Source organism: Oceanobacter antarcticus (assembly GCF_044962685.1).
Taxonomy (GTDB): Bacteria; Pseudomonadota; Gammaproteobacteria; order Pseudomonadales; family Oceanobacteraceae; genus Oceanobacter; species Oceanobacter antarcticus.
In genome coordinates, this window is record NZ_JBBKTX010000008.1 from 126,475 (window position 1) to 146,504 (window position 20,030).

At 55.2% G+C, this 20,030-nt stretch carries 18 protein-coding genes; 9 read left to right on the forward strand and 9 right to left on the reverse strand.

What is annotated here, in order from left to right; all coding sequences use genetic code 11:
• The first annotated feature begins 263 nt into the window (after positions 1–263).
• Positions 264–1,862: a glutamate--cysteine ligase gene (gene gshA, locus WG929_RS08315; protein WP_416205680.1), complete on the forward strand. Its 1,599-nt coding sequence runs from the start codon at positions 264–266 to the stop codon at positions 1,860–1,862.
• 89 nt (positions 1,863–1,951) lie between these two features.
• Here the strand turns inward: gshA and WG929_RS08320 are convergent, their stop codons facing one another.
• On the reverse strand, positions 1,952–2,359 hold the full coding sequence (locus tag WG929_RS08320) for a flagellar basal body-associated FliL family protein (RefSeq protein WP_416205681.1): 408 nt from the start codon (positions 2,357–2,359) through the stop codon (positions 1,952–1,954).
• A 176-nt stretch (positions 2,360–2,535) separates the two neighbouring features.
• Here WG929_RS08320 and WG929_RS08325 point away from each other — a divergent pair, with 176 nt between their 5' ends.
• From WG929_RS08325 to WG929_RS08335, 3 genes are all read left to right on the forward strand, one after another.
• On the forward strand, positions 2,536–3,048 hold the full coding sequence (locus WG929_RS08325) for a disulfide bond formation protein B (RefSeq protein ID WP_416205682.1): 513 nt from the start codon (positions 2,536–2,538) through the stop codon (positions 3,046–3,048).
• Positions 3,049–3,227: 179 nt separating this feature from the next.
• Positions 3,228–3,704: a sigma D regulator gene (rsd, locus tag WG929_RS08330; RefSeq protein WP_416205683.1), complete on the forward strand. Its 477-nt coding sequence runs from the start codon at positions 3,228–3,230 to the stop codon at positions 3,702–3,704.
• 164 nt (positions 3,705–3,868) lie between these two features.
• On the forward strand, positions 3,869–4,840 hold the full coding sequence (locus tag WG929_RS08335; RefSeq protein WP_416205684.1) for a WD40 repeat domain-containing protein: 972 nt from the start codon (positions 3,869–3,871) through the stop codon (positions 4,838–4,840).
• 69 nt (positions 4,841–4,909) lie between these two features.
• Here the strand turns inward: WG929_RS08335 and WG929_RS08340 are convergent, their stop codons facing one another.
• Positions 4,910–5,371, reverse strand: coding sequence for a DUF4124 domain-containing protein (locus WG929_RS08340; RefSeq protein WP_416205685.1), 462 nt, complete (start codon positions 5,369–5,371; stop codon positions 4,910–4,912).
• Between the two features lie 141 nt (positions 5,372–5,512).
• Between WG929_RS08340 and WG929_RS08345 the strand changes: the two genes are divergently transcribed.
• On the forward strand, positions 5,513–6,292 hold the full coding sequence (locus WG929_RS08345; RefSeq protein WP_416205686.1) for a nucleotide-binding protein: 780 nt from the start codon (positions 5,513–5,515) through the stop codon (positions 6,290–6,292).
• A 38-nt stretch (positions 6,293–6,330) separates the two neighbouring features.
• On the opposite strand, the gene WG929_RS08350 is transcribed toward WG929_RS08345, so the two are convergent.
• Positions 6,331–6,858 carry a TIGR02444 family protein gene (locus tag WG929_RS08350; protein WP_416205687.1) on the reverse strand — a complete coding sequence of 176 codons (528 nt, stop codon included), beginning with the start codon at positions 6,856–6,858 and terminating at the stop codon, positions 6,331–6,333.
• 28 nt (positions 6,859–6,886) lie between these two features.
• On the opposite strand from WG929_RS08350, the gene WG929_RS08355 reads away from it, so the two are divergent.
• The gene (locus WG929_RS08355) at positions 6,887–8,803 is read left to right on the forward strand and encodes an ATP-binding cassette domain-containing protein (RefSeq protein ID WP_416205724.1); all 1,917 of its coding nucleotides are present in this window, start codon (positions 6,887–6,889) and stop codon (positions 8,801–8,803) included.
• Positions 8,804–8,844: 41 nt separating this feature from the next.
• Here WG929_RS08355 and WG929_RS08360 read toward each other — a convergent pair whose 3' ends face one another.
• Together WG929_RS08360 and waaA are read right to left on the reverse strand one after the other, a co-directional pair.
• Positions 8,845–9,696 (reverse strand): substrate-binding periplasmic protein, encoded by an 852-nt coding sequence (locus WG929_RS08360; protein ID WP_416205688.1) that lies wholly within the window; start codon positions 9,694–9,696, stop codon positions 8,845–8,847.
• 115 nt (positions 9,697–9,811) lie between these two features.
• The gene (waaA, locus tag WG929_RS08365) at positions 9,812–11,113 is read right to left on the reverse strand and encodes a lipid IV(A) 3-deoxy-D-manno-octulosonic acid transferase (protein WP_416205689.1); all 1,302 of its coding nucleotides are present in this window, start codon (positions 11,111–11,113) and stop codon (positions 9,812–9,814) included.
• A 51-nt stretch (positions 11,114–11,164) separates the two neighbouring features.
• On the opposite strand from waaA, the gene hldE reads away from it, so the two are divergent.
• The 3 genes from hldE to lpxL all read left to right on the forward strand — a co-directional run bounded on the left by hldE (position 11,165) and on the right by lpxL (position 14,558).
• The gene (hldE, locus tag WG929_RS08370; RefSeq protein WP_416205690.1) at positions 11,165–12,604 is read left to right on the forward strand and encodes a bifunctional D-glycero-beta-D-manno-heptose-7-phosphate kinase/D-glycero-beta-D-manno-heptose 1-phosphate adenylyltransferase HldE; all 1,440 of its coding nucleotides are present in this window, start codon (positions 11,165–11,167) and stop codon (positions 12,602–12,604) included.
• On the forward strand, positions 12,601–13,572 hold the full coding sequence (gene rfaD, locus WG929_RS08375) for an ADP-glyceromanno-heptose 6-epimerase (protein WP_416205691.1): 972 nt from the start codon (positions 12,601–12,603) through the stop codon (positions 13,570–13,572). The genes hldE and rfaD overlap by 4 nt, the downstream gene beginning before the upstream one ends.
• A 74-nt stretch (positions 13,573–13,646) precedes the next feature.
• Positions 13,647–14,558 carry an LpxL/LpxP family Kdo(2)-lipid IV(A) lauroyl/palmitoleoyl acyltransferase gene (lpxL, locus tag WG929_RS08380; RefSeq protein WP_416205692.1) on the forward strand — a complete coding sequence of 304 codons (912 nt, stop codon included), beginning with the start codon at positions 13,647–13,649 and terminating at the stop codon, positions 14,556–14,558.
• A 2-nt stretch (positions 14,559–14,560) separates the two neighbouring features.
• On the opposite strand, the gene WG929_RS08385 is transcribed toward lpxL, so the two are convergent.
• From WG929_RS08385 to WG929_RS08400, 4 genes are all read right to left on the reverse strand, one after another.
• Entirely contained in the window at positions 14,561–16,030 is a 1,470-nt protein-coding gene (locus WG929_RS08385; RefSeq protein WP_416205693.1) for a hypothetical protein, read from the reverse strand.
• A gap of 209 nt (positions 16,031–16,239) precedes the next feature.
• The gene (locus WG929_RS08390; RefSeq protein WP_416205694.1) at positions 16,240–16,734 is read right to left on the reverse strand and encodes a 3'-5' exonuclease; all 495 of its coding nucleotides are present in this window, start codon (positions 16,732–16,734) and stop codon (positions 16,240–16,242) included.
• Positions 16,735–16,832: 98 nt separating this feature from the next.
• Positions 16,833–18,605, reverse strand: coding sequence for a type IV pilus assembly ATPase TfpB (gene tfpB, locus WG929_RS08395; RefSeq protein ID WP_416205695.1), 1,773 nt, complete (start codon positions 18,603–18,605; stop codon positions 16,833–16,835).
• 29 nt (positions 18,606–18,634) lie between these two features.
• A complete protein-coding gene (locus WG929_RS08400; RefSeq protein ID WP_416205696.1) occupies positions 18,635–20,026 on the reverse strand; it encodes a CYTH domain-containing protein in 1,392 nt (463 codons plus the stop codon).
• Positions 20,027–20,030: the final 4 nt, after the last annotated feature.

Here is a 20,030-nt window from a genome sequence, read left to right on the forward strand (position 1 = left end):
ATAGCTCCGTCTCGCCAAAGCCAGGTTCTCAGCGCTGGGAGCATAGGCCACAAAAATAACTGGCTTTGTTCAGCAAACACCCGCCGTGAAGATGTGTCGAAAAATCGAATTGTGCATCACCCCGCCCACAAATCGTCAGAGCCAGGTGACCATCGCGACCCCGTAGTGGAAAAGTGATTTTCCGGGCGACGAAAAGACCCCCGTACTACAGCAGCGCAGTTTCTTTTATACTCCGCCAACATTTGTTCTGAATCGAGACGACCTTGGCGACAACAACCCTTCCTCATGCTTTCCGAGATGCAGCCTATCGTGACGCATTGGCTCTGCTGCAAAACCCGCAACACGCAGCCCTGCTGACCCGGTTACAGCGCGGTATCGAGAAGGAAGGTCTACGTTGCAATAACGACGGCGTGATCAGCCAAAAGTCCCATCCCAAGGGTCTCGGTTCGACCCTGACACACCCGAGTATCACCACTGATTACTCCGAAGCCTTGCTGGAATTTATTACTCCGGTCTGCCGCAGCGGCCACGACGCGATCGCCTGCCTGGATATCGCACACCGCTTTGCCTTCAGCCAGATGGATGCCGAACTGATCTGGCCCAGCTCCATGCCCTGTATTCTGGAGGGCGAGATGAGCATACCGATTGCGACCTATGGCAGCTCCAATCTGGGTCAGCTCAAGCATGTCTATCGTCATGGCTTGTGGCACCGCTATGGCCGCACCATGCAATGTATTGCCGGGATCCATTACAACTTCTCGCTCCCTGACGAACTCTGGCCAATCCTGAAGGCACTGGATAACCGGCCCGACGAATCCATGCAGTCTTTTATCTCACGACGCTATTTCGGCCTGATCCGTAACTTCCGCCGCTACTCCTGGTTATTATTGTACCTGTTTGGCGCGTCACCAGCGGTCAGCAGCAGCTTCCTCGCCGGACGAGAACACAACCTCGACACCTTGCATCAGCACACGCTGTACAAGCCCTACGCTACCTCCTTGCGGATGAGTGACCTGGGCTATCAGAACAATGCCCAGTCCAGCTTGCGGGTGTGTTACAACAGCGTCGACGACTACGTCGCGACACTCGGCGATGCCATTCATGTTCAGGTCGACGAGTACGAAAAGCTGGGAGTACGAAACAACGACGGCGTATACCAGCAGCTCAATACCCACTTGCTGCAAATCGAGAACGAGTTCTACAGCGATATCCGCCCGAAACGGATCGCTCGCCAGGGTGAAAAACCGCTGGAAGCACTGGACAAATTTGGCGTGGAATACATCGAAGTGCGGAATACCGACCTGAACCCCTTTATGCCCGTTGGCATCGATGTGCCACAAACGGCCTTTATGGATCTGTTCCTGTGCTACTGCCTGCTGCAATCCAGTGATGCCATTGCCGACAACGAATATCAGGATATCCAGACCAATCAGCAACGCACCGTGATGCGCGGTCGGGAGCCAGGGCTGACACTGATTTGCCAAGGCGAGGAGCGCAGTCTGCAGCAATGGGGACTGGCACTACTGGATGACATGCAAACACTGGCGCAACAAATGGACACCGCCAACCACCACAGCTTTCACATCGACACACTCGGTCAACAAAGGTTGAAACTGACGGATCCGTCGCACACACCGTCGGCACAAGTACTGGCGGCACTGCAGGAGCAAGGACTGGAATTCAGCGAATTTACCCTGCAACAGGCCAGACAACACCGTAAAACCCTGTCACAACCGCTGGCAGCCGAGGTTAACCGTCACTGGCAAACTCTGGCGCGCCAGTCGCTGGACGAACAGGCCCGGATTGAAGCCAGTGATACCCTCTCGTTCGAAGACTTCCTTGCCGATTACCTGAAACGCTGAGCATCAATCAGAGGATCAGCGTTCAGCCAACCAGAATTGAAACAAGACGATGACAATGGTGTTTGTGGTTCAAACCGTGGGGCATCCCCTCAGTTCTGAACCACAAACGTATTAAAAAACAGATCGTCGACATAAGGCATCCCTTCCAGGGTTTGCAAGGTAACCCGCACCGCTTCCAGCGCCTGCTTGCGCAGTATTTCACGCCCTTGGGACGTATTCACTGCGTCAGATTCCTGTCCACTGAGCAAAAACACCAAGGTATTACGCAAGTAAGGCTTGTGCTGGCTGACCTTGCCCGCCGCTTCTTTTGAAGACACCTTAAGTGCAATCTCGGTGCGTAAATAACGTATACGGCCACTGCTGCCAAAATTGATCACCAGTGCTGGCTCAAAATAAATGTACTGGGTTGTTGGCACCGCGCCCTGCTCATCTTCAGCATGCGCCTGAGAACCTGCCAATATCCCGATAAACAACAAAAATCCGACCAGACGGAACATTTTTCACTCCCCGCTGACTGACATCCGCCATCGCGGCCACTTTGAATTGAAGAACCTCTGAAACAAGCTTAGCAGGCCCTGCTGCAGACGCAGGTTTTGCACCGCCATGACCGGGTTCCCGTACAAAAGGCTGTGATACACTCGCCCATCATCACGATTTCGCATAAGGCAAACCCATGAGCCCGAGATTATTGCGTTTTGGCTATCTGGCCGGATTTCTGACCTGTGCTGCCCTGCTTGGCACAGCCTATTATTTTGAGATTGTGCTCTACATGGAGCCCTGTCCGCTCTGTATGGTGCAGCGCCTGGCAACCCTGTTAATTGGCATTGGCTGCTTGCTGGCATTTATTTTTGATGGTTTTCGCTGGATGTCGCGGTTAGCACTGGCGCTGACTACCGGGTCAGCCATTTTTGGTGCCGTTGTTGCTGACCATCACATCTGGATTCAGCATCTGCCGCCAGAAGACGTGCCGGACTGTGGCCCCAGCTTTGATTACCTGCTTGAAACCCTGCCCATGAACGAATTGATCAGCATCATGCTGCATGGCGACGGCAACTGCGCCGATGTGTCCTGGATGTTCTGGGACATGAGCATGCCGGAATGGACTCGTCTGTTCTTTATTGCCTTTGCCATCGCGGGTCTGATTGCGCTGATCAGCAGCTGGCGTCGCGGTGATCGGAAGTCCTGACCAACAAGCAGATACTCGCCAGATTGCAAGCGGCAAATGTTAAAAAAGCCGCTTGCACAGGGGTTTTAACCTTGCCTATATTGATCACGCCAGCTCTGGCTTTTAACGCCAGCAGAGGCTGTTCTCTGTCCTGTTGTTAACACAGGGGACAGACTCACGACCAAAGACAGGAGTGCCATATGCTAGAACAAGTCAACACTGCCAAAGAACGCTGGGGTGGCGTCCATAAAATGATCGACAGCTGGCTGAATGAACGCCAGGCGCTGATCGTCCAGTTTTGTCATCTTTCCACTGCCAAACCGCTGTGCCATGAAGAAACACCACTGGCCGAATTGCTGCAGAATTTTTGCCAGGGGATGATGGACTATTGCTCCGCCGGGCATTTTGAGATTTACGAGCGATTGATGGTCGAGGCCCGCGAATACGCCGACGGCGGTCTGGAATTTGCCCAGCAGGTCGTGCCAAATCTGGATAAACTGACCACTCAGTGTGTCGACTTCAACGACAGCTACGATCGTTCCTGTGATCTGGAGCAGCTGACCAAACTGTCAGAAGACCTGTCGCGTCTGGGCGAAGTACTGGAAGAACGTTTCCAGCTGGAAGACCAGTTGATTGAACGGCTGCACACCGCGCATCGCGAGCTGGTGGCCGAGTAAGCCTGATACCGCTTCGAAACCCACGAGCGGTTTCGAAGCACCCGCCCGACTATCCTCGTCTACACTTCTCTCCAGCTGCCTCTTATTCAGCCGTCCCTGCGCAACCTCGGTTTCGCTCTGTGTGACTTCCGGCACCACTGCAATTGCCGGTCAGGAGATGGATCATGCCTTGTTTGAAAACCAGTGCCCGGCTGGTCACCAGTACCCTTTGTTGCCTGTTACTGACAGGTTGTTTACCAGGTGGTGATGCCCCGGAATCCATTGCCACGGTCGCCAACCAGGGAGTCTATTCCGCAACCTTCAGTCAGGATGGCCAATGGCTGATGGTGGGCAGCATCCATAACGGCGGCAGCCTCTGGAGTTTGTGGCCACCGGAACGCCATTTTGACTGGAACCACCGCGAAGGCAGCAATACCGGTGTATTAGCCAGCGCCTTTTCCGCCGACCAGCAGTTTGTTGCCAGCGCCGACAATCGCACCATCGTCCTCTGGCAACGCCAGACCGGCGAAGCCGTCAGCTTCTGGAACACCCCTGGTGATATTGAAGATCTGGCCCTCAGCAGTGACGGGCGCTACGCCTTGCTGGCGATGCGAGACTACACCGCCACCCTGTTTGACATCCAGAACGGCGGTATTCGCCAGCGCCTGCAGCACGATGGCGCGGTATTTGATGTCGACCTGGATGGTAGTGATCAGCTCGCCGCCAGTGCCAGCGACGATCTTACGGCCCGGATCTGGCAACTGGAAACCGGCAAGGAACTGCTGCGCCTTGCCCACGGCAATCAGGTGCGTACCGTCAGCCTGAGCCGCGATGGCCGCTGGCTGTTCAGCTCAGCGCTGAGGGAAACCGGCAAGTTATGGGAAGTATCCTCAGGGCAACTGCAAATCGAGCTGCCCAAACCGGTGGGCTATTATGCTTGCGCCCGCTTTTCGACCGATGGATCACAACTGCTGACCGGCAGTAGTGATGGCCTGGTCAGTCTGTGGCACACCACCGATGGCACCCTACTCCGCCAATGGCGTATCACCGGCAATAGCGTCTGGAATCAGCCCCGAGTCCTGGTTGAAGACGTTGCCTTCGGCAGCAGCCACTATCTGGCGGTGGGCACCAACGGCCAGGTCTATCAGCTGCAATAACCCACATCAGCCCAGCTTCTCTGGCTGCTGCCGTCAACTGTTTTGGCAATGGCGGCAGATTGTCAGGCCTTAACGCGTCATTTGTTCCAACTGGTTATTCCGCTCGTTCAGCATTTCCTGCACCGCTTTGGCGTCATTCAGTGTTTGCTCGGCAGCCTTGGGGTTAAACAGGGCTTCCAGGCCCGGTTTTACCCTGTCGGGATCGTCCGTTGCAGCCAGTCCCTTTTTTTTAGTGTTGTCGTCCGCTTCCGGTTTAGGGACGCTAGTTGGTGCCAGAATATTGGCAGCGGTATCCACATGCACCGGTATCGCCTTAATGCCCTCAGGTACTTCATCACCAAAATGCCAGATACCATCGGGGTCTTGCCATTTGTAATAGATTTGCCGTGTTGCGGCCGTCGACAGCGTCGAATCCACTTGTTCAACAAACGCCATCAATGGCTTGCCGTCCGGGCCTTTGAGAAAGTAAGGTGCTATGAATGCTCCGGCCAACAGTAATGCCAGCGGAATCAGAATTCTGGCTTTTAACATTTGATCATCCCTTGATACGCTTATTTTTTGTTGATTGTAGCCTATGTTTCAGAGCATCTGTGTCTGCAGGTACTACCCGATTTAACCCGAAACCCGGTATTCCGGACACCTGCACGACGTTCAGAAGAGGGAGAAAAGACCGTGGCCCATGCCTCCGCAACGGGAAGTGATTCTGCGACAAATGCCACCCGATCGCCAAGCAAGGATGCCGGTGTTCGGATAATTCGTCACGAAAAGCCGTTTCGGGTGCTGATAGCCAATGCCAAGGGCGGCTGTGGTAAAACGACGCTGGCAACCAATCTGGCCAGTTTTTTTGCCGCCCGACAGCTGCCTACCGCGCTGATCGATTACGATCCCCAGGCGTCGGCCACTGACTGGCTCGCAGCACGGGATCGAGCGCTTCCCGACATTACCGGTGTCAGTGCCACCCGGCGGAGCCAGACCCAGGGCACTCGCAGCTGGGAAATGCGGGTACCCAGCAACACCGCCATGATTGTGATTGATACTCCGGCCGGACTGACAGGTAATGCCCTCAGCGACCGCATCCGGCACAGCGATGTGGTGATCATACCAGTGCTGCCATCGGCTATCGATATTCGCGCTGCGACGACATTTATTCGGGATGTCATGCTGTCACCAAGTTTTCGGCAATCACCTAGAGCAATCGCGGTGGTCGCCAACCGAACCCGAAAGAACACCCTGGTTTACACCAAGCTGACGTTGTTTCTGAAGAGTCTCGGCATCCCCTTTATTACCACCCTGAGGGATACCCAACGCTATGTGAGAACCAGCGAACTGGGGCAGGGAATCATCGACGACCAGCAGGTCGAAACCCAGGATCTGGCACACTGGGACGCCTTGCTGGCGTGGCTGGACGACACCCGCGCCCGAGTCGAGTTCTGTCGTCGACTGACGCGCTAACAGCGCTGCCACACGCCGGATTGCCAGCGGCAGGTGAGTTACTCTTGTTCGAGATAAACCTCCAGTGCGTCGATCAGTGGTTCGGGCGACTCATCCTGCGGATCGATTCGCGGCAACCCCGGTACCCACGCCAAATTTTCCATCACACAATCGGCCAGACTTTCGTCTTCTGGGCAGTCATCGGCAACGTCGTCCAGCAAAGAAAACAGACCGGCAAGACCAAACTGTTCCGCTTCCAGCTCCAGGTCTTTGACTCGCTGACGAAAACTGCCAGCAAAACGGTTGCTGTCCTGCTCTCGTGGCAGCGTGATGCGTATACTCCGCAACGGCCGGATAACACTGTCACGCCAACCGACATAACCGGTCAACGACTGTTGGAACGGCTCATCTTCTGGCCAAGCGCGCCAGTCACTGGCCAGCCATAATGCCGCTAGCACCAGCAGTACATCGACCCCCTCATCCTGAAGCTCAAGCAACCGCTGCTCAACGCTGTTCACCTGGTAAAACCGCTGGGCGAATTGCCACAGTGGGTTGTCCAGGGATTCTGTGGCACACTGCGCCGCCATTGCCGCTACCTTTAGTCACTTGTCGAATATGATCGAATTTAATCAGGTTTCCCTGCAAAGGGGTACGCAAACCCTGTTGAAAGATGCCAGTCTGCGTATCCATGATGGCCAGAAACTGGCACTGATCGGCCCTAACGGAGCTGGCAAGTCCAGTCTGTTTGCACTGCTGAATGCCGAATTGACGGTGGATGGCGGAGATCTGGAGGTTCCCGCCAAATGGCGAATTTCTCATATGGCGCAAGAAGTGGTTGCCAGCGAGCGCAGCGCATTGGATTACGCGATTGACGGCGACAAGCCCTATCGCACTATCGAGGCTGGCATCGCCAACGCTACCGATGATAACCAGTTGACCCTCTGGCTCGACCGCATGGATCAGCACAAGGGCTACGAAGTTCCCGTCAAGGCCGAGCAACTGCTGCATGGCCTGGGCTTCAGCCAAACCGATTTGCAGCGTGCGGTGAAAGACTTTTCCGGGGGCTGGCGTATTCGGCTGAATCTGGCGCAGGCATTGATGATGCCATCCGACCTGCTATTACTCGACGAGCCAACCAACCACCTTGATCTCGAAGCGACGCTGTGGCTCGAAGGGTATTTGCGCAAATACCCTGGCACGCTGTTGTTTATCTCTCATGATCGTGACTTTATCGACGGTGTCGCCGACCATATTGTCCATCTGCATGAGCAGAAGCTGACACTTTATCCGGGGAACTACAGCGCCTACGAACGTCTGCGGGCAGAAAAGCTGGCCCAGCAACAGACCCTGTTCGAGAAGCAGCAAACCCGTGTTGAAGAGATCGAAAAATTTGTCGCCCGCTTCCGCGCCAAGGCATCCAAGGCCAAGCAGGCCCAAAGCCGTTTGAAAGAACTGCAACGTATGGAGCTGATTGCACCGGCCCACGTCGACTCGCCGTTCCGGTTTGAATTCCCCTGTCACGAACAGATGTCCAGTCCGCTGCTGACCTTGAAGCAGGCCGACCTGGGTTATCACCAGCCCAGTAGTGACCGGATACTGCTCCCCGGCGTTAACTTGTCCATCGTACCAGGTCACCGTATCGGTTTACTTGGCCCGAACGGAGCCGGTAAGTCGACCCTGTTAAAAACCCTGTGCGAAGAAATTCCGCTGCTCAACGGCGAACGTACCCGTGGCGAGCACCTGCACATCGGTTATTTTGCCCAGCACCAGCTCGAATCCCTCGATACCTCAGCCTCCGGCATGTTGATCCTGCAACGGCTGAAGCCCAAGGCCAGCGAGCAGTCGATTCGCAACTTTCTCGGCGGCTTCGGGTTTCATGGCGAGCGCGCACTGGAAGTGATCGAACCCTTCTCCGGTGGTGAAAAAGCTCGTATGGCATTGGCCTGCGTCGCCTGGATGAAGCCCAACCTGCTGATTCTGGATGAACCGACCAACCACCTCGATATCGAGATGCGCGAAGCCCTGACCCTGGCGCTGCAGAATTTTCCCGGTGCCATCCTCATCGTCAGTCACGATCGCCACCTGCTCAAGGCCAGTGTCGACGAATACTGGCTGGTCGATCATGGCAAGGTGCAGGAATTTGACGGTGACCTTGACGATTATCATCAATACCTCAACAACCGTGGCCAATGGGGTACTGCCCATGTCGACCCTGGCAGCACTGACGGCCACAGCGCGAACGCCACGACCAATGCCGTTGACCGCAAGGAACAGAAACGTCTGGATGCTGAACGCCGCCAACGCCTGGCACCGTTGCGCAAACAACAACAAGCCGCAGAAAAACAAATGGAAAAGTTGCAAGGTCTGCTTAACGCCGTAGAAGAAAAACTCGCCGATAGCAGTCTCTACGAAGACGCCCGCAAGGATGAACTGAAACAGCGGTTAGCCGAACAGGCAGACACCAAAGCCAAGCTGGAAGACATCGAAATGGTATGGATGGAGCTGACCGAGCAACTGGAAAGCAGCGACTGATCAGACACCTGCGTACTGGACGGCCCACTGCTGCTGATTGCTCAGAAATTCAGCATGCCGTCTTTGATTTCACTATGAACGCCGTAACGCTGATAAATTTTATCAGCCCAAAGCCGGGCAATATGCTCAAACGTGCCATCTTGCTGCATCTTTCGGGCAGCCGACTGCCATTGCACCACCACCTCGTTGGGGGTACCCCAGCGTGACATCATGATGTATACCTCAGATCGACGCACCGTCAGCAAGGGTTCAAAGGCTAACAGTGGCAAGCTCAGGTTGGCACACACATCGGCCAGGCCAAGCGGCTCGTAGAACAGCGCATCGATACGATGGTGATAGAGCTTCTTGACGTTGTGCTCATGTCGCGACACCTCGTTCAGATTCAAAAATTGATGCTGCTGCAGATATTCAGCGCGGATATCACCGCGCACCACGCCAATCGCTGCCAGTCCTTTGAAATCCTCCAGCGACTCCAGCGTCAAACCCGAGTCCTTGCGACCATAAAGCACCCAGGACTTACTCAATACCTGGGCAATCAGATGGAAATTCAGTTCCCGTAGCGGTGTTTTTGAAAAACCGAACAGTACGACATTCGCCTGTTCCTGCGCCAGCTCCAGTGCCCGCTGCTCCGGTACGATACGAATCGTATCGTCATTACCGATACGCCGCTGGATTTCACGAACAATATCCGTCACATAACCACTGACAAGGCCATCCGAATCAGTATAACTGGCCGGTGGCTCCTCCACAGCCAGCAGCTGCAAGGGTTCATTCGCCATCACCAGAAAGCTTTCGGCAAGCAGGAGCGGCAATAGTCCACGAACACAACGGCTCACCCCGTCGCGCCAGGCATCCATATTCCACGACAAACGATCACCCCAAAACAAACGCATTGTTAACCGCCAGTTATTAATCATTTTATTGAACGCAAGACCCTAAATTTATAGAAACAACCCGTCGAAGAGGCAGCCGATCATTTCTCCAACCATTAACACCGCCTCCAGCACCTTACGGCAATAACGCCGCCACCTCTGCCACAAGCCGGGCGACCGTTCCCCGGCTATGCCGAACCTTGTTTTGTCCGGCGTAACCCATGTGCTGCCGCTGCTGCGGATCGTCCAGCAATCGCGCCACATCCGTCACCAACGAAGAGTGGGTTGTCAGCTGCAAGGCGTTTTCAGCTTTCAGCTCATCCACCACAGTCTGAAAATTAAAATAATATGGCCCCATGAGTACCGGCTTGCCCAATGCAGCGGGTTCGATCGGGTTATGGCCACCTCGCGGCACCAGACTCCCCCCCATCACCACGACATCCGCTGCCGCCAGCAGCAGCAGCATTTCACCCATAGAGTCCGCCAGATAAATCTGACAACCATTGCCGGACTCCTGCTGACTGCGACGGGCCACAATAAAGCTTTCGTCCAGACAGGATTGTGCTACCGGGTCAAATCGCTCCGGGTGTCGGGGCACCAGCACCAGCAACAGCTGCGGCCAGCGCTGTATCCATTGTCGGGCTGCAGCCATCAGTAGCGCTTCTTCGCCCTCATGACTGGATGCCAGCAGCACAACCGGGCGATCAGCTCCCCAGCCCTGACGTAAATCGTGAGCCTGATCCTCTATACCCGCAGGCACCACCACGTCATATTTGAGACTGCCACACACCGCCAGCCGCACAGGTGGCAAACCCAGATCCAGAAAACGCTGGCCATCCGCCTCATTCTGTACCGCCACACGGGTCAAACGCTGCAACATCGGACGGGTCAGCGCCGCCAGGCGAGCATAGCCTCGCGCCGAGCGTGCCGACAGTCGGGCATTCGCCAGCAAGGCTGGAATCCGGCGTTGCTGGCAACATGCCAACAGGTTTGGCCATAATTCCGTTTCCATCACCACCAGGCAGGCAGGCTTGAGCCGACGGCAAAACAGCCACCAGCACAGCGGTAGGTCATAGGGCATAAAACTGCGCTTAACCCGGTTGCCGAACAAACGTTCGACCTGCCCCGCTCCGGTCGGAGTGGTACTGGTTATCCAGATAGTGCGGTTCGGATAATCCTGTAACAGCTGATCAATCAGCGGCGCTGCCGCCAGCGTCTCACCGACAGAAACCGCATGAATCCAGATAGCACCAGGCTGGGGCTGAGCGATCACCCAACCCAATCGTTCGCCAACACGCCGGCGATAGCCCGGATTTTGTCGCCCGCGCCACCAGATTCGGCAGAGCAGAACAGGCATGATCAGGGTCAGTAAAATAGTATAGACAAGCCGCGCCACAAGTGAGTTCTCTCGCTGGAACAGGGCGGAGAATGGTAGCACAACAAGCCATTGTGCTAGACTCGGCCCTCCTTTTTCAGCGCGTTAATAACGATGGATACCAAAGTTCCCGACTACCACCAGGCCAACGTGCTTGTGTTTGGTGACGTCATGCTGGATCGCTACTGGCAAGGCCCGACCTCCCGCATTTCTCCAGAAGCGCCTGTGCCAGTGGTCAGGATCCAGGACAGTGAAAACCGTGCCGGTGGTGCCGGTAACGTTGCTCTCAACATTGCCACGCTTGGTGCCCATGTTGAGCTGCTGGGGATTACCGGCAACGACGACAATGGCCGCCAATTATCCGGCTTGTTACAGCAGGCCGGAGTGAGTTGTTATTTTCTCGAACATGCCAGTCACCCGACCATCACCAAGCTGCGTATTATCAGCCGTCAGCAGCAGTTGATCCGGCTTGATTTCGAAGAAGCTTTTCACGCCACCGATATGACGACACTGGTCGAGACCTATGACCAGCAGATCAGCCAAGCCAACGTCGTGGTACTGTCAGACTATGGCAAAGGTGCCCTGAACAACCCGCAACGACTGATTAAATCCGCCCGCCGGGCCAACACCCCGGTATTGGTCGACCCCAAGGGCACTGACTTTGAACGTTATCGTGGCGCCAGCCTGATTACCCCCAACCTGAGCGAATTTGAAGCCGTTGTGGGTCACTGCCCGGATGACGAGACACTGGTGGCCAAAGGTCGGGTCCTGATCGACACCTACGCGCTGGACGCCATCCTGATTACCCGCAGCGAAAAAGGCATGACGCTGATTTGCCAGGATCAGCCGCCGTTCCACTTGCCGACTCGCGCCCGCGAAGTCTTTGACGTCACCGGCGCTGGCGACACCGTCATTTCGGTGCTCGCGGCCTCTCTGGCCGCTGGCTGCAACCTCCAGCAAGCCACGATTCTGGCCAACACCGGTGCCGGTATCGTGGTTGGCAAGCTCGGCACCGCGACCGTCACCACAGAAGAGTTGCGCGCCGAGTTACGCAGCGAAAGCCACCAGGGAGCTGGCATGTTTGACGAAGACAGCCTCGCGATACTGGTTGAAGAGGCCCGCTCACGTGGCGAAACCCTGGTGATGACCAACGGTTGCTTCGATATTCTTCATCCGGGCCATGTGCAGTATCTCAAGGAAGCCAAGGCCCTCGGCGACCGGCTGCTGGTCGCGGTCAACGCCGATGATTCCGTCAGCCGTCTGAAAGGCCCGAGTCGGCCGATCAATCCAATTGATCACCGCATGGCGGTGCTCGCCGGACTGGAAAGTGTCGATTGGGTCGTGCCCTTTGCCGAAGACACCCCTGAGCGCCTGATTTGTCGCCTGTTACCGGATATTCTGGTAAAGGGTGGAGACTATAGCGTTGACCAGATTGCCGGTGGCCGCTGTGTTCAGGACAACGGTGGTGAGGTCATCATCCTCAGCTTCAAAGACAACTGCTCTACCAGTGCCATCGTCAAACGCATCCAGAATTCCGAGGAGAACAAGGTATGATCATTGTTACCGGCGGTGCCGGTTTTATTGGTGCCAACATTGTCAAAACCCTGAACGAACAGGGCCGCAGTGACATTATTGTGGTCGACGACCTCAGCGACGGCAAAAAATTCTACAATCTTGCCGACTGCGACATTGCCGACTACCTCGACAAGGAAGACTTTCTCCAGCGAGTACAGCTGGATGATGGTCTGCTGGATAATGTTGAGGTTATTTTCCACGAAGGTGCCTGCTCCGAAACCACCGAGTGGAATGGCAAGTACATGATGGAGAACAATTACGAATACTCCAAAATCCTGCTGCATGCCTGTCTCGAAAAACGCATTCCCTACCTCTATGCTTCCAGTGCCGCCGTCTATGGTGGCAGTGCCGTCTTCAAGGAAGAACGCAGCTTCGAGCAGCCACTGAATGTGTATGGTTACTCCAAGTGGCAGTTCGACCAGTACGTACGCCAACTGCGTAGCAGCGCACCGGCGCTGTTTCAGAGCCAGGTCGTTGGCTTCCGTTATTTCAACGTCTATGGCCCGCGCGAACAACACAAGGGTTCCATGGCATCCGTCGCCTTCCATTTTAACAACCAGATTCAGGCCAACGGATTCTGCAAGCTGTTCGCCGGTTGTGATGGTTATGCCGATGGCGAGCAGCGCCGCGACTTTGTGTTTGTGGGTGATGTCGTCAAGGTCAACCTGTGGTTCTGGGCCAACCCGGATAAAAGTGGCATTTTTAACCTGGGAACCGGCCAATGCCAGAGCTTTAATGACGTTGCCGATGCCGTGATCGCCTGGCATGGCGAACAGGGCAGCAACGCCCGCAAGGAATACATGCCGTTCCCGGATCACCTCAAGGGTGCCTACCAAAGCTTTACCGAAGCGGATATCAGTGCCCTGCGCAGCGTCGGCTACGACCACTCCTTTGCCGATGTCAAAACCGGTGTCTATGCCTATATGAACTGGCTCGACCAGCACTGAGCGTACCCATACAGAAGGTTCAGATCCGGCCGCCCTGCCGGATCATCTGCCGGACGTCGATAGAGATTTCTCCCATGCCTCCGAAGCATCTGTTACATCCCCGTTACTGGCCTGTCTGGCTCGGAACCGGCCTGCTGATATCCATGACTTACCTGCCTTATCGGATTCAGCTGGCGATTGGTAAAACACTGGGATTGATATTGTACAAAACCGGCAAAAGCCGCCGCCATATTGCGACGGTGAACGTGCGTCTCTGCTTTCCAGAAAAGGCCGAGCAACAACAAACCCAGCTGGTACGGCAAATTTTTATCGACAACGGTATTGGTCTGATGGAAACCCTGATCGGCTGGTTCCGGCGACCGGACTATCTGCTGGATCGCACCCATTTTCACGGCTTCGAGCAATTAAAGGCCGAACTGGCCACTGGCCGGGGGGTCATATTATTGGGAGCACATTACTCCATGCTGGATCTGGCAGGCGCGCTGTTTGTCACCCAATTACCGGCCAACGTCAGCTATCGGCCACAGGATAACCCCGTGATGAACTGGTTGATGGAGCAACAACGGCAAAAACTCTACACAGGCTGCTATACCCGCAAGGACATCCGTTCCTTTATTCGTTGCCTCAAGCAGGGCGAAGTCCTGTGGTACGCACAAGATCAGGATTTTGGCCGCAAGAACAGCGTTTTTGTGGATTTTTTTGGTATTCCGACCGCGACTATTACCGCGACTTCGCGTATTGCCAAAGCGGGCAACGCAAAGGTCATGCCGCTGACCTACTTCCGCCGAGATGACAATTCCGGCTACGACATTACCGTGCATCCACCGCTGCCGATTCCAAGCGGTGACGACATAGAGGACGCCCGTGTCGCCAATGCTTTTATCGAACAGCAATTACGCCAGCATCCGTCACAATATCTGTGGTTACATCGCCGTTTCAAGACTCAACCTGACGCTGGCAACGGCAAAGCCAACCTGTATCGTTAAAATCAGACCAGCAAGGTCTCGGTGCTGCCAGCGGCCATACCCGTCGAGTCATAATGCAGCTGAGTCTTCCTGACCAGTTCACCAAACGGATTATAGTCGTACTGAAAGACTTCCCGGCCCAACTCATCGTATTCGGAAGAACGGGTCGGATTACCGGTCACATCAAAATGCATCCGGTACTTGAGACGGTCATTGATAAAGGTTTCCGCCGTCAGCTTGCGACCGCTGTCATCAAACTCAAACCGGGTAGACTCCCCCGTCGACTTGTCTTCTACCCGCTCGATGCGGCACGGACTCAGATACTGCACCATATCCATCGTTTCGATCCGGGCACCATTGGCATTGCTATCAGCGGACAGCGCCTGATCAGCGACCCCGGTTGATACCAGTTTTTGCAGACGTAACAACTGCATCACTTGCCGAAGGTCATGTAGCTCCGTCGCCGCCTGCTGCTGTGCCAGACGCAACGCATCCAGAGATTCGGCCAGCGCTGCGGCATCACCAGCCGCCGCCGGATGCGTATCATGAATGGATTCCAGTAGCGGCTGCATCATCACTGACAGTTCTGCCACTTCCTGGCTGAGGGACTCATGCCGACGCTCAAAGGTGCTGGCTTCCAGCTGGTTACGCACCAGGTTTTCCGTCATATCGGCAACAGTGCTGCTATTCTCGCTCACGTCATGTAACTGCTGCCGCTGCATCTGCAAGGAACGATTGATGTCTGCCAATGTGGTCATGAATGTTTCGGCCAGCTCCAGTTGCTGACCCTGACGCTCAAATACCGAGTGAAGCTCCGCTACGTGCTGCTTTTGCTGCTCGCCCACCGGTTCCAGCGCCTGCTCTAAACGGGTGGCTATTGTGTGATCAAAACTGCGCTGGAAGTTGATAATCGCTGCCACCGCCTTTTTTAGGGTGGCAATTTCCTTGCTTATTTCACTAAAATTCGCAGTCATACCGCCAAGCATACGTTGGGAAGATTCGCTCAGTTTGAGTAAGGCGCCGTTGTGCACTTCGAGCGCCTGGTGAACATTCCCCTGCACATGAGCGGTCGTTTCACGGAATGCAGCCACCGAAGTACGGGTCAGGTCTTCAATCAATTTTTGCTGACGACGATGGTTTTCCGACAACACATCCTGGATCCGGGTATTGCCGGTGGTGGCTTCACTGAACGCCAATTCCTGCAATTCCAGTGCGCGCTGGCTTTGTTCACCATTAACTTTCAGATTGTTGTTGATGTCATCAGTATCGCGCAGCAGATTGTTCAGGCTGATTTCGAAGTGATCCTTGATTTCATTAACCACACTGTCCAGAGTTTCTGAGCTGAGTTTATGTTGCTCTGACTGCTCGGCAGCTTGTATTTTCTGATGGGATTCAATTTGTTCAAGACGTTTTTTTAACGGGATAACCACCAGAAACAGGGCGACCAGGGTCACGAGCTGCACTGCCAGTGGTATTAACTGGCTGATATCCATTCTTATCTCCAGTTCTCGTCAGAGGCCAGTAGGGCCAGAATGAGGGGCGTTTAATGTAGCCATGTTTGCACGACAAAACCAGCGAACCAACCCGCAAGTTTTTAACGACAATAGCCAGAACCGCTGCCAGTTACGGCATAACAGACAGAATGACGGGAAAACCCCGAACAAAAGGGTCGAGAGAACAAATAACAACCGCGATGCTGAATTCAGACCCGACCCGTGACTCGCAAGAACGTTTCCTGTAACACCCGTACGTCATTGGCAGCCCGATGGCGGTCGATGCTCATTTCAGCCCACAGACTGTCTTTGGTGTCGTGCCAGGCTTCCATCTGCTCCTGGGTGAGCAGTCGGTTGATGGTCTCAATACGGAAGCGCTGTATCAGCTCAGCTTCATCGAACAGTCGTCCGAGCCAGGAACTGTCATAACTCCAGGCATCCGAGTACAGGGTTTTGCCACGCAGGGCATCGTTCAGGCGTAACGCCACTTCGCGAGGACTCAGACCGTCCTCTTCAAGCATGTTGCGGGAGATGCCATGAATTTTTTCCGCGTCATCGCTCCAGTGTCGCCACGACGGGGCCGGGCGCACCAGGCAGCAATTCACCATACGATCCTCCAGCGCGTATCCGATTTCTATCGGATAACTGCCTGAACCGAAGCCCGATGCTTCGAGATCGATAATCGGAGGAACGAGTGTTTGCACCTGAATGTCCTGTTGCCTTGATGAGCTGTTCGTCATTGTAGCGGCTGGAAGCTTTACGCTCCATGACGATTCGCGTTACTGAATCGCCGTTAACCATATCAGCTTGAATGACGCGCTAATGGTGCGACACGCATTACCTCTTCCATTGTTGTCAAACCTGCTGCGACTTTGTGGGCACCACTGAGACGCAAGCTGTGCATGCCTTCTTTCATCGCCGCCTGCCGCAGTTTTTGCTGATCCGTTTGCTCATTGACCAGGGGTTCCAGTGCTTCGGTCATCGGCATCACTTCATAGATACCCATACGGCCCATATAACCGGTACCTCGGCACTCAAGACAGCCAACGGCGGTGTACACCTGTTCGGGGGTTTTCACCAACCAGGGCGCCGTCAATTGCTTCCATACCGCTTCGTCAGTGGGCTGTTTTTTCTTGCAGTGAGGGCACAATGAACGAATCAACCGCTGCGCCATCACGCCCAGAACGCTGGAGCGTATCAGATAAGCTGGCAACCCCAGCTCCTGCAATCGGGTAAACGCCGAAGGTGCATCATTGGTATGCAACGTCGACAAGACCAGATGGCCCGTCAGCGCCGCCTGCACCGCAATCTCTGCCGTTTCAAGGTCTCGAACCTCCCCTACCATGATGATGTCGGGATCCTGTCGCAGCAAAGCCCGCACCCCGCTGGCAAAGGTCAGGTCGATACCCGGATGCACCTGCATCTGATTAAAAGACGCTTCCACCATTTCAATCGGGTCTTCAATGCTGCACACGTTTACATCCGTCGTCGCCAACTGCTTCAGCGTGGAATAAAGTGTCGTCGTTTTACCGGAGCCGGTAGGACCGGTGACAAAGACGATGCCGTGATTATTGCTGACCATTTGCTGCCAGCGGCGCTGATCCTCCTTGCCAAAACCCAGCTCAGAAAAGCTGCGCACCAGTACCTGGGGATCAAAAATGCGCATCACCAGCTTTTCACCAAAGGCAGTTGGCAAGGTCGACAAACGTAATTCCACTTCTTGTCCGGAAGGTGTCTTTGACTTTAGCCGACTGTCCTGTGGCTTGCGTTTTTCAGCAATATTCATACGTCCGAGCGATTTGATCCGTGCCAGCACCGCAGTGCCCACCTGGGCAGGCAACTCGTACACATTATGCAGTACACCATCAATCCGGAAGCGGACATGGGCTACCTCGCGGCGCGGTTCCAGGTGAATATCACTGGCGCGCTGATCAAAAGCATACTGCAACAGCCAGTCGACAATATTGACAATATGCTCATCATTAGCATCGGGAGCCTTGGCTTTGCCCAGCTCCAGCATGGTTTCCAGGTTCTGCACCGCACTGGCACCGGCATGATCCCCACGCGCACGGCTGACCGAGTTGGCCAACTGATAAAACTCAACCCGGTAACGCTCTATCGATGAAGGTGCCGCCAGTACTCGACGAATTGTGCGCCGGGAGACATGCTCCAGATCACCCACCCAACTGGCCACATCCGGTTCTGCCGTAGCCACCACCAGTTCATCACTGGTCACCCGCACTGCGAGAATACGATGACGTTCGGCAAAGGCATAGGACATCACATCCGTGACCAAGGGCACATCAATTTCCAGTGGATCAATCTGGCAGGCAGTCATCCCCACTCGACCGGCCAGCCACTCGCACAGGGCATCTTCTGTCAGCGTTTTGCCGTTCGGACGGGCATCGTGAAAATTCTGTCGCGCCAGCAAGGTCAGCGGATGAAGACTGGCTTCGCCAGATTGACGGCGAATACCCAACGCCTGTTCATAATCGTTAGGGCTGAGCAACTTGTCTCTGCGCATATCCTCCAGCAGACCGGTGAGACTCAGTTGGCGATCAGCACTAGACTGCATGGAAAAACTCCAGGGATAGTAAAAGTGGATTAAACTGGGGGGCGTTCTGACAGCTGGATCAACAAGCTGGACAGCTGTAACCGACGGGCATCCCGCTGCTGGCAACGTTGTCGCCAGTCTTCTCGATTCAACGTCGGGGTGTAATGTCGAATAGCCGTTAGTTCAAGCTGCAAACCCAGTAGTTCGGCAGCGCTGGTGCGAACATCATGGTGCCAGCGGGAAGCCAATGCCTGGCCGTCGTCCAGTAACATCCATTCGACCAGCCGTTGCGGCTGCTCCAGCCATGCCTCGCGATGTTCTGGATCACCCTGACACGGTGCCAGCAACCGATTGGATGTCATTTTACCCTGTTGCGGCAACGGGGTGCTGGTACTCGTCTGCAACTGCCACAACCAGTGACCCAATTTCAACAAGGTCTGAGCCAGCATCGGCTGATCACGCCACTCGGCTATATGTGTGGCTGCACATTGTACAACCGGCGACTGCTGGGCAAACTCCGTCCGTACCAGACAGGCACTCGTCAGTGCCAGCGACGGATTAACCAAGGTCACTGTCGGCAGGCATTGCCGGTACGACGGCTCCAGCCGGGCCAATGTGAAAAATGCCAGCAGATGGGCGGCAAAGCCGACGGCCAGTTGAGTGGTGGGTGGCGGTGCTTCCCACAGCAGGGTCTCTAACGCCCGCTTGATCCATTCGAAGCAATTGTTCAGTTGATCTGGCAAATTGGCGAAGTCGACACCGACCTCAAAAACATCACCCTGCTGTTGCCAGTCGCGGCCCAGCCCGAGCAGCCGGTAGCCCCGTTCAGCCTTGCTGATATCGCTGATCCACAAGGGCACTTCAGTACAGAGCGCTTCCGCCATCCACCAGATCACTGCCGGGTCACCCTGCAACAGTTCCAGCTCCAGCTCACACAGCGGTATCTCGGCGCCTTGCACCTGTACCAGGCCCTGATCAAGCACAATTTCCACCTCACTCTGACCCAGCTGCCAAATCCAGCGCTGACGTTCAAAGTGAGTGTTAAACAGGGGCATCAGGGAGTCGGCAGAGATGCCATCAGGCCAGTGCCCCAATACCTCGTCGGAGGCCAGCAAGGAGGCATCCAGCTGCCCTTGATCGAGTGGCCAGTTCCATTCATGGCGCACCGCCAAGCCGCCCTGACTGCTCCCCAGGGTCTTCAAGGTTTGCTCGAAGGCGGTCTCGCCCTTCTGGCGAATCCGCAAGGCGCAGGCCTGGCGCGACAAAGCACCATCCTCAGTGTCAAAGTAGGTATTGTTCAGCGTAGAATGTCCGCCACGGGTTGCCCGAACATCCAGCGCCTGCTGCAATGCCGCCGTCTTGTCTGGAGCAAAACGTAATTTGAGCTCGATTTCATAGGTCATGCCGCTATTGTCATGACGCTCGTCAGGTTGCGCAAGCACAAGG

What these genes read in the sequence shown, in the direction of transcription:
- WG929_RS08320 (WP_416205681.1), bottom strand. Translation starts at nt 2,359, where the DNA reads ATGTTCCGTCTGGTCGGATTTTTGTTGTTTATCGGGATATTGGCAGGT.
- WG929_RS08325 (WP_416205682.1), top strand. Translation starts at nt 2,536, where the DNA reads ATGAGCCCGAGATTATTGCGTTTTGGCTATCTGGCCGGATTTCTGACC.
- rsd (WP_416205683.1), top strand. Translation starts at nt 3,228, where the DNA reads ATGCTAGAACAAGTCAACACTGCCAAAGAACGCTGGGGTGGCGTCCAT.
- WG929_RS08335 (WP_416205684.1), top strand. Translation starts at nt 3,869, where the DNA reads ATGCCTTGTTTGAAAACCAGTGCCCGGCTGGTCACCAGTACCCTTTGT.
- WG929_RS08340 (WP_416205685.1), bottom strand. Translation starts at nt 5,371, where the DNA reads ATGTTAAAAGCCAGAATTCTGATTCCGCTGGCATTACTGTTGGCCGGA.
- WG929_RS08350 (WP_416205687.1), bottom strand. Translation starts at nt 6,858, where the DNA reads ATGGCGGCGCAGTGTGCCACAGAATCCCTGGACAACCCACTGTGGCAA.
- WG929_RS08355 (WP_416205724.1), top strand. Translation starts at nt 6,887, where the DNA reads ATGATCGAATTTAATCAGGTTTCCCTGCAAAGGGGTACGCAAACCCTG.
- WG929_RS08360 (WP_416205688.1), bottom strand. Translation starts at nt 9,696, where the DNA reads ATGCGTTTGTTTTGGGGTGATCGTTTGTCGTGGAATATGGATGCCTGG.
- hldE (WP_416205690.1), top strand. Translation starts at nt 11,165, where the DNA reads ATGGATACCAAAGTTCCCGACTACCACCAGGCCAACGTGCTTGTGTTT.
- rfaD (WP_416205691.1), top strand. Translation starts at nt 12,601, where the DNA reads ATGATCATTGTTACCGGCGGTGCCGGTTTTATTGGTGCCAACATTGTC.
- lpxL (WP_416205692.1), top strand. Translation starts at nt 13,647, where the DNA reads ATGCCTCCGAAGCATCTGTTACATCCCCGTTACTGGCCTGTCTGGCTC.
- WG929_RS08385 (WP_416205693.1), bottom strand. Translation starts at nt 16,030, where the DNA reads ATGGATATCAGCCAGTTAATACCACTGGCAGTGCAGCTCGTGACCCTG.
- tfpB (WP_416205695.1), bottom strand. Translation starts at nt 18,605, where the DNA reads ATGCAGTCTAGTGCTGATCGCCAACTGAGTCTCACCGGTCTGCTGGAG.